Source organism: Plantactinospora sp. CNZ320 (assembly GCF_002846275.1).
This window is the reverse complement of sequence record NZ_PJMP01000001.1, coordinates 5,247,250-5,259,606: the sequence shown is the minus strand read 5'-3', so window position 1 is coordinate 5,259,606 and position 12,357 is coordinate 5,247,250. Positions and strand designations below refer to the sequence as shown.

Sequence of the window (12,357 nt, the reverse complement as noted above, 5' to 3'; positions counted from 1 at the left end):
TCCCATAAGGGTATGCGTCAAGGAACGACCATGTGTGACCTGCGGCTCAGGTCGCCGGGACGGCACGCCTGCGCAGGGGATGCGGATGTGACGGTGACTCACGGGCAGCCGGTCAGACGAACGACCTCCGGACTCGACCCGCTCGTCCAACAGCGCTCCGCGCTACGCCGACGCCCGCCAGCGCTTCACCACCACCGAGCGCTCCGGCGCGGCCGGCCACACCTGCAGACGCAGCCGCTCCGCCGCACCGAGGTCTCCCCGTTCCACTACTACATCGGCAACGAACCGCTGCGTAACGGCTTCCAATGGGCCGACCCCGGCATACTCGGCTCGACCGTCGGCGTGCTCGTCATCGTCGCCATCGCCGCGTTCAACCGACGCGACCTGACCAGCTGAACCAGGCCCCCCGTCCCGCCGACCCGGCTCGACGCGAATCTGGTAGCCGCCAGCACAGAACTCACACCGGCGGCCGGCGCCCTCACGGTCGGGTGGCCGCCCGGAACCCGGTCCAGCGCAGGTCGCCCGTCAGGTGGCTCTGATCGTTGAACATCACCAGGGTCGGCGACAGGCCGGTCCGGTACTCGATCATCGTGAGCCCGGTGTTGGCGGAGTCCAGGCCCAGCCACCGGGTGGGCGGCGCATCCAGCGCGTGCCGCACCAGCCAGGCGATCGGGTACGCGTGCGTGACCAGCAGCTCGTGCGAGTCGGGCTCGGTACGCTCGGGCGCCCTGGCGAAGCGCGCCACCAGTGCGTCCGCCGTCCGCCTGCCGGCCTCGGCCTCGGCCCGGTCGAAGCCGTCGAAAAAGCCCGCCCAGGCGCGGGGCATCTCGTCCGGGCCCGGCACGTACGGCACGTGGTCGACGAGTTCGGCCGCCTCGGCCACCGGCACGTCCGGCAGGTGCTTGGCGATCTCCCGCGCGCTCGCGGCGGCCCGTGGCAGCATCGAGTGCCACACCGCGTCGATCGGCGACCGGGCGAGCCGCTGGCCGAGCAGGTCGGCCTGTCGGTAGCCCACCTCGGTCAGCTCGCCGAACGCGTCCGCCGCTCCGTGTCGCGCCAGATAGAGATGTCGGGTAGCCACAGAAAGAACCTACCGGCTCCCCGGCTCGGCACCACGGGCCATTCCGAGCGTCGACAGTAGATCCTCGTGCAACTCCATCCAGACGCCGTGGCACGACGCGACGCCGACCCCAGCCACCCACTGCCCCTCGCCCGCCCGCGCCCGGCGCAGCGCGGCGTCGAACCGCTCGGCGTAGCCGTCGAAACGGGCCAGCACGCCGGTGAGCGCGTCCATCAGCCGGGTCAGCTCCGCTCCGACCACCGTGAGCTCGTCCAGCACCCGGCCGTCCCACCGGGGGTCGGTGTGGTCGTTGGACGCCAGCCGGTCGCCCTCGGTGGGCCGTAGCTGCCAGTCGGTACAGGCCTGCACCACCCGTCCGTTGAGGACCTCGAACTCCTTGTGCGTCCGCTCGACGACGTCCCGGGCGCCGGCCTGGTCGAGTTCCTCTCCGAGCCTGCGCGTGTCCTCGGTACGGCCACGTTCGGTGAGCGTCCACCCGCTGGTCTCGCCGAACGCGACGTGCGTCACCCACCCGTACGCCTCGAAGTCGCCCAGAAGTTCGGAGACGGTCTCCTGGTCGATGCCGGTCCGGCGGGCGACCGCCGCATCGTCGGCCATCCCGGTCACCCGCACCGCGTGCAGGACGGACAACTCCGGCGTGGAGGCATGCGTCATGCCAGCGAGCATTCAGCCTCAGGCGCCGAGCGTCAACGTGGCACACCCGATCGCCACAAGTCACGACAGATCCCGCATCCCCCGCTCGCTACGATGCACGGGTGTTGATCGACCTCGCCGACGCCCAACCGGCGACGTCCGGCGGAAAGGCCGCCGTGCTCGCCCGGCTGCTGCGGGCTGGGATACCGGTGCCACCCGGCTTCGTGGTGCCGACCACCGCCTACCAGCACACGGCCGCCGCCGAGCGATGGCAGCACGCGGCCGACGACCACCAGCGGGCGGCCGGCGACCTTCCCGCCGACCTGGTCGACGCGCTCGCCCGGGCGCTGCCGTCGTTAGGCGACGGTCCCGTCGCCGTGCGATCCTCCGCGACCAGTGAGGACACCGCCCACGCCACCGCCGCGGGCCAGCACGACACGTTCCTCGGCGTACGCGGCCCCGACCAGGTGGTCGACGCCGTACGCCGGTGTCGGGCCTCGCTGTGGTCCGAGCGCGCCGTGCAGTACCGGCGCCACCGGCACGACACCCAGCCGCCGTCGATCGCGGTGCTGGTGCAGCGTCTGGTCGACGCCGACGTCGCCGGGGTGATGTTCACCGGGGACGAGATCCGACTCGAAGCGTCCTGGGGGCTGGGCGAGAGCGTCGTCGGCGGCCACGTCACCCCGGACTCCTGGGTGGTGTCCGGCGACACGGTCACCCACCGGTCGCTCGGCACGAAGAGGACCCGGGTCGACCGCACCGTCACCCGGGACGTGGAACAGGCCGACCGCGACCGCTTCTGCCTCACCGACGACCAGGTCACCGGACTCGCACGGCTCGGCCGGCGGATCGCCGACCTGCTGGACGGCCCGCAGGACGTCGAGTGGGCCATCGCCGGCAGCGAGATCTGGATCCTCCAGGCGCGCCCGGTGACCAGTGCCCTCCCGGCCGCGACCACGGCCAGCGGCGACGAGGCCACGGCCAGCGGCGACCAGGGCAGCGCCCTCACGGGTACGCCCGGAAGCCCCGGTTGTGCCACCGGCCCGGCGCGGGTGGTGCGCGGCCCCGCCGACTTCGGCCGGGTACGGCCCGGTGACGTCCTCGTGTGCCGCACCACCGATCCAGCCTGGACTCCGCTGTTCGGCGTCGCCGCCGCAGTCGTCACCGAAACCGGCGGGCTGCTCTCGCACGCCGCGATCGTCGCCCGCGAACAGGGCCTCCCGGCCGTCCTGGCGGTCCCGGACGCGATGACGGCCCTACGCGACGGCGTGCCGGTACGGGTGGACGGGAGCACCGGCCGGGTCGCGCCGCTCGGTTCCTGAGCGGGGGGTCGTTCGACGCTCGCTCGGCCCTTTCCGCGTCACCACCTCATCGATCTCTGTGGCGCAGATACCTCGATGCCGTCAGCGGCCGGCGTCAGTCAGCTTCACCACCCACCGCTCAAGCGCCCGGGCGGATTCCTCCAGGTCAGCGAGCGACAGCAGTCGCGAATCAACCATGTAGAGCAACGTCATTGCCTGCGGGGACGGCAGGGCGAACACGAAGTACAGTCCGGCACTGTCACGCTCGTGGCCGGGCCCGGTGTCGAACGTGCTCTCCGGCAGGACGGCGACCTGGTCATTGTCCGGCAGCGCCACGGGGTTCGCGCCGTCGAAGTAGTTCAGAAAGGCCTGCGGCATGAAACTGTGATCCGTCACGTGGCGCTGGCCAGACAGCGTCTCGAACAGTTCGTAGATGTCGTACCGGGCGGTCGCCGACGCGCGCATCGTCTCGCGGAACGCACTGCGTGCCACCGTCTCCGCCGGAGCGCGTACGTCGAGGACCGACAGGCCCCATTGCATGAGCGTCTCGATGCCGTGGTCCCGCGGATCGGTCCGATTGCCGAACGCGATCCGGATGGCCACCTTCGCAATGCCGAACAGATCGCCCAGCACGCTGCTCATGCCGGCCAGCAGCAGGACGGCCGGAGGAAGCCCCAGCTGCGCCGACGCCGTGGACAACGCACGGCGTAACCGAGGGGACACCAGCCGACCGATCTGGAAGCGTGGACTCAGGCCGGGCAGGGTGGGCGTCGGGGTGCTGGAAACCCCCCTTTCGTTCAGCCGCAGCCACCGGCTGATGTTGCGCTTCGACATCGTCAGCCCCGCCGGAGACTGCTCGAAGACGGTCCGGTCCACCGGCTGGCCAGCGACCGGTGGCAGCTCATCCGGGTGGTCGCCCTTACACAGCCGGCGCAGCTCACCGGCGAGACGGTCCGCGGCGAACGCGTCGGCCGCGAGGTGTGACACGGCGATCAGGAGGGTGGCCGAGTCGTCGGGCCGGTTCAGCACTCCGAACCGCACCGGCAGATCGACTGAACTGAATGGCCGCTGGTAAAGGTCGGTGATGATTTGCTGCGCCTGCTCGTCCGAGCCTGCCGACGCGACCGGCACCAACAGCTCGGCCTCTGCCTGCACTCGCTGCCGCCGGTCCGGCGAGTACAGGGTACGTAGGCTCTCGTGGCGTTCCAGAACGCTCCGCACCGCCGCCGCTATCCGTTGTGGCGGCACTCCCGGCGGTATGTCGACCGACCGACGTTGGCTCAGTCGGTGCGACTCGTCGCCGGCGAAGTCGTAGATGGCCTGCTGAGTGAGTTGACCCCAGCTCATCGGCGCCTCCCGGCCGGAGCCGCACCGGACCTGGACGGGCAGTGAGTCCATGGCATGTCCCCTATTTCGCTGACTCGTACGACACTCGAGAGAGTCCGGTCGCCCGCCCGGCACATCAAGACTTGGGCGCACCCGCCGGACGTGGTCCGCCTTGCCGTGACGGAAGGTATCAACTACCTTGCCCTCACAAGGACGCAGCTCGATGTCGTATGAGTCGGATCGCATGTGCTGATCACCCTCGGCATCCGGTTGACGAACGACGGGGGAATGGTGCGCAACGATGTCAACAGAAAGCTCGACCCAGGTCTCAATGCATCCCACGTGGCCTACATTCCGGGCGAACGGATTCCGATGGGCGACACCTCCGACCCGGAGGTCAGGGGCCAGTTGGAGGGTCTGTACGAGCAGGGCATCCGGCACCACCTAGTCGGCCGGCGGCCTGCGGCCGGTGCCGGAGCTCGCGGTGGCGGCCGTCCGGCCGGCGCTTGACGTCCTCGCCGGATCGCCGCCCGATCTGATGGTGTATTGCACCGGCACGGCGACAGCGCAACCTGTGGCCCGCCAGACGTGGCAGGTGCACCCCGGAGCAGACCTCTGGCCCGTGGGTCGCTGACCTGGGTCAGTGCTTCTCCGCCGACATTCTGATAAGCCTCGCCACCCTGATGGAACGAACGCAGATCGACCCGGGCGACCGCCTGCTACTGCTCGGTTCGAGCCCGCAGTCGTGGTCGGTCATCATCGCCGAATACCAGCCGTCCGACGCAGGTTACGCGGGGCTGGCCCGGCCGCCACGAATCGACGACGAAGGTGGACATTGTGACTGACCACTGGGACGACAACTTCGAGTCGACAATCCGGCAGAGCCTGCCGTATCTCGCGCCGGACGCGTCGCTGACGCCCGACGCCAGGCTGCTCGACCTCGGGCTCGACTCGGTGCAGATGGTGGGTGTCATGATCGCCATCGAGGACGAGTACGACATCCAGTTTCCCGACGAGATGCTGACCGCAGAGACCTTCGCCACGGCGGGCAATCTGTGGCGCGCGGTCTCCAGCCTGAGTGCCGCATCCGGGAGGATTGGATGAGCAGTCCCGCGTTGGCGCCGGCTCGGCGTGCTGAACTGCTGGAGGCTGTGCTGCCGGTCCTGCGCCGGCACGCCCGCGAGGTCGACATGGCCGCAGCCTTCCCGACCGAGAACCTGGCCGCCCTGCGCCGGAGCGGTTTGCTGGGCCTGCTGGTTCCGCAACGGTACGGCGGGCTCGGCGGCGACCTGTCCGACCTGGTGGAGATCGCCGGTGACCTGGCCGCCGAGTGCCTGTCCACCGCCATGATCTGGGCGATGCACTGCCAGCAGCTCGACGTGCTGGTGCACTACGCGTCTCCGGCGCTGCGGGACCGGCTGCTGCCCCGGGTCGCCGCCGGCGAGGTGTACCTCGCCTCGGTCACCACCGAGGCCGGCAAGGGCGGACAACTACTGGGGGCAGTGGCCGCGATCGTCCCCGTGGACGATGACCAGTACATCGACCGGGCGGCACCGGTCGTGACCGGCGGTGAGCACGCGGACGGCTTCCTGATCACGATGCGGACGTCGCCGGACGCCACGCCGAACGAGGTCAGCCTGGTCTACGCCGACCGGGACCAGCTCACCCTCGCCCGTCAGGGCAACTGGGATCCGCTGGGCATGCGAGGAACGCACAGTCTGGCGCTCTCGATCACCGGCCGGGTTCCCGCCGACCAGTTACTCGGGGAACCCGGCGGCTTCCGAGCGATCACCGTCGAATCCATGGTGCCGGCCGGCTACCTTGGCTGGGCGGCCTGCTGGCTGGGTGGGGCGCGGGCGGCTTACGCCGGGCTGCTCCAGATCCTGCGGTCCCCGGACCGCCCCGGCTCCATCGATCTCAGGTCACCACTGGTGGCGGAACGGCTGGCCCGGATCAGGCTCGACCTGGAAGCGGTGAGTGCCTACCTGCACGGCACCCTGGCCGAGGTGGTGGCGACCCGTGAGTCCGGCGGGTCGCTGGGTGGCAACGACAAGCAACTGCACCTGAACTCGCTCAAGGTGCTGGCCGCAGAGCTGACCTTCCAGGCGGTCGACCGGATGGTGCAACTCGGCGGGCTGGGAATGGGCTACCGGCGGGACTCGCCGGTACCACTGGAACGGGTATTCCGGGACCTCCGGTCGGCGAGCCTGAATTACGCCAACGATCGCCTGCTCGTGGGCAACGGCGCACTGTGCCTTATGGACACTACGGTCACTCTGCTGCGGTGACCGCCCCGATGACCGCCGGTATCACCCCAGCTCCCCACGTCGACGCTCCGGACGGCGGCCAACGGGCACTGCACGACTGGTTCCTGCACGGCCTCGGCATCCGCCCGGACGCCGAGGCGCTCCGGGTCGGCGCGCATCGACTCACATACCAGCAACTGCACGAGCAGGCACTGGAGACCGCTGGCGCGGTCCTGGCCGCCGCGGGCACCGACCGGGTACGCCGGGTGGGACTGCTCGCCGGTCGCACCGAGGAGGCGTACGTGGGCGTGCTCGCCGCGCTCTACGCCGGAGCCGCCGTCGTACCGCTACACCCCAACTTTCCGGTCCCCCGTACCCGCCAGATGATCGCTGCGGCGCGGCTGGACGCGGTCATCGTGGACCCGCAGGGCGCCCGCGTCCTGCCATCCCTCGCCGCCGACCTGCACCAGGTACCCGTGATCCGCGAGCCGACCGGCACGCCGCTGCCGAGGCCGCTCCCACAGGGGCCGGACGATGTCGCGTACGTCCTCTTCACGTCCGGCTCGACCGGGCGGCCGAAGGGTGTGCCGGTGCTGCACCGCAACGTCGACGCGTACCTGCGCACCGTGCGGGACCGGTACCGCTTCGGACCGACGGACGTGTTCTCGCAGAATTTCGACCTCACCTTCGACCTCGCGATGTTCGACCTGTTCGCGGGCTGGGGCTCGGGCGGCAGCGTCGTGTTCGTCCCGCCGACGTCGATGGCCAGACTGCCCCAGTTCATGGCAGCGAACGGGATCACCGTCTGGTTCTCGCCACCGAGCACCATCCCGCTGGTCCGTCGGCTACGCGGGTTGGCCGCCGACGACCTGCCGACACTACGCTGGAGCCTGTTCTGCGGAGAACCCCTGCTCGCTCGGGACGCCGCCGCCTGGCAGGCCGCCGCGCCAGGGTCCACGGTCGAGAACCTCTACGGACCGACCGAGCTGACGATCTCCTGTACCGCGCATCGGTGGGACCCGGCGACCTCGCCGGGCAGGTGTGTCAACGACCTGGTCCCGATCGGCCGTCTGCACCCAGGGCTGCGGTACCGGATCGAGGAGTCGGGTGAGCTGTGCGTCACCGGCGACCAGATGTTCCCGGGATACCTCGACCCGACGGACGACGATGGCCGGTTCATCGACATCGACGGTGAACGCTGGTACCGAACGGGTGATCTGGTCCGGCTCATCGGCGACGGTACCGGCGAACTCGCCTTCCTCGGCCGGGCCGACAGCCAGGTGAAGATCCGCGGTGTCCGGGTCGAACTGGCGGAGATCGAGTGGGCGATGCGCCGGGTCGGCGGGATGATCGACGCAGTGGCCGTGGCCGTCGGCGGCGAACTCGTCGTGTACTGCCTCGGGGAACGGCGGCCGTACCCAGACGTCGCGCTCGAGGTCGCCGAGATGCTGCCGCAGGCGTTGGTGCCGCATCGCGTGGAGTATCTCGAGGAGTTTCCGCTGAACGCGAATCGCAAGATCGACCGCAAGGCGCTCACGGCGCGCGCCGCCGAGCTTCTCGGCAGCGTGCGTGGTGCAGCGCCGGACGCGACCGCCAACCGCGCAAGGGCCGATTAACGCGGCGTATCCGGCCCGGGCCGCCTATGTCGATGGCAGGACCAGCGGCGCCCCACGCTGGCGAAAGCGACCAGTTGCCGGCCCGGTTACCTCCCTCGCGTTCGTCCCGCTGGGGGTGGCTGATGAGGACCGGGATAGGTGGCCGATGCGCAGGCGCTCATGACGGCATGCGTGGGCTGGAGGTTTCGGTCAGGCACTGACGCAGGCGCCGCGCCTGTTTGACCGTCTGCGAGCCGGACTTGCTGTCGGCGACGGCGTCCAGCTCCGGGAGCGTGCCTGTCGCACCACATCGGCTGACGCAGTCGGCGGCCAGCGACAAAAGCGCCGCGAGCCGGCGTGGGCGCCGGCCCTCGGGAAGCAGACCGGGTAGGGCGCCGGCCAGGATCCCTCAGACACTGGCGTACGCACCGGTACGCGCCATCTCACTCAGGACATCCAGCAATTCGGGCGGCCGGGGAGTCGTCGCCCTGGTGCCAGCGCCCCAGATACTCACCGCACTGCGCCGCGTCGAACTCGTTGCGGGCGACCAACTGCAACAGCCCGTCGATGACACCGGCCCAGTTCTGCGGGCTGGCCCGCACCAGCGTGTCCGCGACGAGCCGGTGCAGGGCCGGCCCTGCCGGCCCGTCGGCCGCCACGAGCCGGGGCAGATCGCCGGCGTACCTGTCGAGGTGCTCGCCTGCCCCGCTCGTGAGCATCTGCTCCGCGACGTACTCACGCAGCACCGGTACGGTGGCCACCCACTGGGGTAGGTCGATGCCTTCCATGATGAACATCCTCCCGAGGAGCGCACAGCCCCCCTGAGCTGGGATGTCCGTCAAACCGGGTCAGGCCCACGGGGTAGGTGCCGCGGTGTAGGCGACACCCGGACGGGTCCTCGGTCGAGGCAACTCGGCATGCCGGCCCGTACAGGTGTACGATGGGGTCATTCCGGAAGCGACGACATCCCAGCCTTGAGGTGCCCGCCATACCGGCCCACCCCCCAGAGGGGGATGTCATGTCCAACCATCTCCGCACCACCCCCGGCACGCCGATCGAGTCTGCCACCACGGCATCGCCGAAGCCCTCGGCCCCACCGTTGACGTCGCCGACGACGACCCGAGTGCCACACACCCGCACCGGCGCCGCCTGGTTCGGGATCTGCGCCGCCGCGCTCATCTGCGTGGTGCTCATCGTCTTCATGATGCAGAACACCCGCAGCGTCGAGGTCAGCTTCCTGTGGATGCACGGCACTCTGCCGTTGGCCCTGGCCCTGCTGATCGCCGGTGTCGGCGCCGCGATCCTGACCATGGTGGTCGGCGCCGCCCGCATCACCCAACTGCGCAGACTGTCCCGCCGCCAGCGTCCCTGAGCCGCGCCCCACACCCACGTCAACCATGGCCAGTCGCTCACCCCGCTGGTCGCGGTTCACGACTTCGCCGGCAAGTTCGACGCCTCGGCCTGCCATTCTCCTGACCGCAGCCTCTCGCCGGATCCCAAACGCGGCGACGGGCGGAAGGAATTCTCCATGACACACGCCACTGCCGCCAGCCGCGCGACGACGATCCCGCCAACGCCGCCGTCGACTCCACGACTGCGGATGGAACCCACCGGCTCCCGCCGTACCCTCCTGGACGGCGGTTGGTGGCCTCGCTCGACCGACCCCGTCGCGGAACTGCCGGGTCTCGTCCTGGCCATCGACAAACTCCGCGGACCCGTCACCAGGCTCGTCCTCGCCGCCGACGGCTGGGACACCCACCCCCGCCGGCTGGGGGTGGCGGGCCGGGTCCTCCGGCTTGGCTACTTCAACAGCCAGCCCGTCAGCCTACTGACCGCGCTGTGCGACAACGGTGACCGCGTCGACCTGCTGATCGTCCCGCCGGAGACCGCGAGCGACACCGCCGACGCGGCGATGGTCCTCGCCGCCGTCACCAGCAACCAGGTGCACCCCCAACACATCCTGCTCGCCGTCGCCACGTCCACTCCCCGTGCGGTCGATGGCGCTCCCGAAGCCGTGTGGGATGACGAAGGCGGTCAGCCGGGTCTCACGCCGCCCCGGGTCTTGTCGGACGCGCGGTAAGGCGGCGGCAGCGTCCCGTCGACAGTGTGGGCAGCCCACGGTGGGGCGGGGTTTTCGGTACCTCGCGCACCCGGCGCCACCACACGGCGGCGGCGTACGACGAGGTTCCTGAGGCGGACGTTGTCCTTGCACTCTCGGGGCGGCGAGTGCTAGACCGTAGTTAGCACTCGCCCTTTGTGAGTGCCAACCGCATGGGATGAGCCCTTTGTGGGCGTGCGCGATGTGTTTGTCGCAGGTCGCGCCAGCAACGCCGGCCATGAGGGAGCGGTGGTGGCAGAGAGGGTCAACTCACTCCCACCCGGCCAGGGCCTCGACGCCGCCACAGGCGAGTATGTCGACATGATCAAAGCAGGCATCGTCGAACCTGCCAAGGTGACCCGTTCGGCATTACAGAACGCTGCGTCGATCGCCGCGCTGTTCCTGAGCACCGAGGTACTCATCGTCGACAGGCCGTAGCCGCCCGGACGGCGGGGCGCCGGTCAACGGCGGCCTCGGGTCTGGCACCGAGCGGGCCGGCCAGCGCTGCTGCGGTCGCACTGACCGACCCGGACAGGAATGAAGCAGATCGACCCGGCCGTCTCCGGACGGCCGGGTCGATCTGGGATCAGGCGGTGACGGTGAGCTGGTTCTTGACGCTGGTGACGCCGGCGCCCGACCACGCCACGTTCTCGGCCTGACGGCGTTCGGCGCACGAGCGTACGGCCCCCCGCAGCGTTACCTCGGTGCCGTTGACGTCCGCCTCGACCTGCTCGGCGTCGAGCTGGGCGTTGCGCCGGATCGCCGAGCCGATCGCCGTCTTCAGGTCGTCGGAAGCCGATCCGGTCGCCATCAGCCTGATGGTGTTGCTGACCGCGGTGACGCCCCTGAGATACATGACCGCCCGTGCGGCGGCCTCCCGCTCGTGGTGGCGGGCGACGGTGCCGGAGAGGGTGACCACACGATTGCGGACCTCGACCGTGACGGCGTCGGAGGGTACGTCGACCGCCCAGCCGAGCATCTGGTTCGCCGCTTCGGCGATGTCGCTGTCCTTGGCGCCGAACGCGCCCGGGTCGCGGACCACGATGTCGATGGTGACGGCCTGGACACCGGCCACCCGCATGGCCGCCCGTTTCGCCGTGTGTCGCTCGGGCAGGGTGCCCACGTCACCGGAGAGTGTCACCACGCCGGCGTTCGCCAGCACCACGAGATGCGCGGCGTCGATGCTGGAATCGAAAGTCAGTTCGTTGGTGACGTTGGTCTGCAGGTCCTTGTCACTTACCTGGGCGGTCTGTGTCATGGGCCAACCCTGACCCTTTGGCCGCCAATATGCCACCACATTTGGTGCATATTCAAATATATCTTGAGCTTGATTCTCAACTGCGGACTTTTAGTATGCTATGCACTCCTATTCCGTGTGTCATTGTTCCTTGCCTGAGTGTCTGACCGCGGTGGTATCCGGGGTGCGGTTCGCCGACGGGTCGCCGGCATCCTGGTGTAGATGAGTGCGGGTACGGCCACCAGCAGCACCCCGAACGCCGTGGCCATCACCAGCGCGATGCCCATGGGGATCTGTCCGTGCGCCCCCAGGAAATGTACGTCGGACGGTTGGCTGTTTTGCAGGATGACGATCAGCGACAGCAGCATCATCGCGGAGGCGGCGAGCGCGGCCCACAGACTGATGCTGCGGGTGGGTTCCGTCAAGCGGAACTCGCCGTTGGTCCTGCGGCGGTTCCGCTCGGGAACGGACCGCGCCGGGCTGAGAAATCGTGTCATTGCTGGACCTCATCTCGACGGGGGTACGCGGAGTCCGTAAGACCTGAGGCGCCCGGGTCCAAGACGTCGCAAGCCTAGGGCCGAGCCTGGTTCCCGGTAGGACTGGAATGTCGGAGTTGGTTGCCGGCCGGAGAATGGACCGGCGAGTGGTTGCGTCGGAAGCGTCCCGGAGATGCGCGCCCGGGCGAGGTGTCGTCGCGCCGGAGCTGGTGGATTCGCCGGTCCGGCCGGCGCGGGAGTACCGGGCGTGTCGGGCACGCCGCCGTCCTCGGGTGAACGCGAACCGCCGATCCGAGCGCGGCGGGGCGTAGTGTTCGGGTTTACCCGGGCTGACTCGTTCGCT

Annotated in this window: 15 protein-coding genes and 1 pseudogene; 10 read left to right on the top strand and 6 right to left on the bottom strand. The window is 69.7% G+C overall.

Annotated features, from left to right (window positions below):
• Window positions 1–93: 93 nt before the first annotated feature.
• Window positions 94–396 (top strand): hypothetical protein, encoded by a 303-nt coding sequence (locus CLT71_RS37530; protein WP_199187691.1) that lies wholly within the window; start codon window positions 94–96, stop codon window positions 394–396.
• Between the two features lie 82 nt (window positions 397–478).
• Here the strand turns inward: CLT71_RS37530 and CLT71_RS23455 are convergent, their stop codons facing one another.
• Window positions 479–1,081, bottom strand: a complete 603-nt coding sequence (locus CLT71_RS23455) for a histidine phosphatase family protein (protein ID WP_101369001.1) — start codon at window positions 1,079–1,081, stop codon at window positions 479–481.
• 9 nt (window positions 1,082–1,090) lie between these two features.
• The gene (locus tag CLT71_RS23450; RefSeq protein ID WP_101371720.1) at window positions 1,091–1,735 is read right to left on the bottom strand and encodes a transcriptional regulator; all 645 of its coding nucleotides are present in this window, start codon (window positions 1,733–1,735) and stop codon (window positions 1,091–1,093) included.
• 101 nt (window positions 1,736–1,836) lie between these two features.
• On the opposite strand from CLT71_RS23450, the gene CLT71_RS23445 reads away from it, so the two are divergent.
• Entirely contained in the window at window positions 1,837–3,036 is a 1,200-nt protein-coding gene (locus CLT71_RS23445) for a PEP/pyruvate-binding domain-containing protein (RefSeq protein WP_101369000.1), read from the top strand.
• A gap of 81 nt (window positions 3,037–3,117) precedes the next feature.
• Here the strand turns inward: CLT71_RS23445 and CLT71_RS23440 are convergent, their stop codons facing one another.
• Window positions 3,118–4,413: a condensation domain-containing protein gene (locus CLT71_RS23440; RefSeq protein WP_101368999.1), complete on the bottom strand. Its 1,296-nt coding sequence runs from the start codon at window positions 4,411–4,413 to the stop codon at window positions 3,118–3,120.
• 174 nt (window positions 4,414–4,587) lie between these two features.
• On the opposite strand from CLT71_RS23440, the gene CLT71_RS23435 reads away from it, so the two are divergent.
• The 5 genes from CLT71_RS23435 (at window position 4,588) to CLT71_RS23415 (ending at window position 8,203) form a co-directional block, all read left to right on the top strand.
• Window positions 4,588–4,851: a hypothetical protein gene (locus CLT71_RS23435; RefSeq protein WP_101368998.1), complete on the top strand. Its 264-nt coding sequence runs from the start codon at window positions 4,588–4,590 to the stop codon at window positions 4,849–4,851.
• A gap of 173 nt (window positions 4,852–5,024) precedes the next feature.
• Complete coding sequence (locus CLT71_RS37100; protein ID WP_158242287.1) at window positions 5,025–5,186, top strand: hypothetical protein; 162 nt, start codon at window positions 5,025–5,027, stop codon at window positions 5,184–5,186.
• Window positions 5,179–5,445, top strand: a complete 267-nt coding sequence (locus CLT71_RS23425; RefSeq protein ID WP_101368996.1) for a phosphopantetheine-binding protein — start codon at window positions 5,179–5,181, stop codon at window positions 5,443–5,445. The genes CLT71_RS37100 and CLT71_RS23425 overlap by 8 nt, the downstream gene beginning before the upstream one ends.
• Complete coding sequence (locus tag CLT71_RS23420) at window positions 5,442–6,629, top strand: acyl-CoA dehydrogenase family protein (protein ID WP_101368995.1); 1,188 nt, start codon at window positions 5,442–5,444, stop codon at window positions 6,627–6,629. The genes CLT71_RS23425 and CLT71_RS23420 overlap by 4 nt, the downstream gene beginning before the upstream one ends.
• Window positions 6,626–8,203: an AMP-binding protein gene (locus tag CLT71_RS23415; RefSeq protein WP_486483407.1), complete on the top strand. Its 1,578-nt coding sequence runs from the start codon at window positions 6,626–6,628 to the stop codon at window positions 8,201–8,203. The genes CLT71_RS23420 and CLT71_RS23415 overlap by 4 nt, the downstream gene beginning before the upstream one ends.
• Window positions 8,204–8,625: 422 nt before the next feature.
• Here CLT71_RS23415 and CLT71_RS23410 read toward each other — a convergent pair whose 3' ends face one another.
• Window positions 8,626–8,970 (bottom strand): hypothetical protein, encoded by a 345-nt coding sequence (locus CLT71_RS23410; RefSeq protein WP_143743572.1) that lies wholly within the window; start codon window positions 8,968–8,970, stop codon window positions 8,626–8,628.
• Window positions 8,971–9,200: 230 nt separating this feature from the next.
• On the opposite strand from CLT71_RS23410, the gene CLT71_RS23405 reads away from it, so the two are divergent.
• The 3 genes and pseudogenes from CLT71_RS23405 to CLT71_RS23395 form a co-directional block, all read left to right on the top strand.
• The gene (locus CLT71_RS23405) at window positions 9,201–9,554 is read left to right on the top strand and encodes a lipopolysaccharide assembly protein LapA domain-containing protein (RefSeq protein ID WP_158242286.1); all 354 of its coding nucleotides are present in this window, start codon (window positions 9,201–9,203) and stop codon (window positions 9,552–9,554) included.
• 228 nt (window positions 9,555–9,782) lie between these two features.
• The gene (locus CLT71_RS23400; RefSeq protein ID WP_101368992.1) at window positions 9,783–10,262 is read left to right on the top strand and encodes a DUF5994 family protein; all 480 of its coding nucleotides are present in this window, start codon (window positions 9,783–9,785) and stop codon (window positions 10,260–10,262) included.
• A gap of 240 nt (window positions 10,263–10,502) precedes the next feature.
• Window positions 10,503–10,718: pseudogene (locus CLT71_RS23395) on the top strand (TCP-1/cpn60 chaperonin family protein); the annotation flags it as partial.
• A gap of 148 nt (window positions 10,719–10,866) precedes the next feature.
• Here the strand turns inward: CLT71_RS23395 and CLT71_RS23390 are convergent.
• Window positions 10,867–11,538: a BON domain-containing protein gene (locus CLT71_RS23390; RefSeq protein WP_101368990.1), complete on the bottom strand. Its 672-nt coding sequence runs from the start codon at window positions 11,536–11,538 to the stop codon at window positions 10,867–10,869.
• 98 nt (window positions 11,539–11,636) lie between these two features.
• Complete coding sequence (locus CLT71_RS23385; RefSeq protein ID WP_101368989.1) at window positions 11,637–12,014, bottom strand: LapA family protein; 378 nt, start codon at window positions 12,012–12,014, stop codon at window positions 11,637–11,639.
• Between the last annotated feature and the right edge of the window lie 343 nt (window positions 12,015–12,357).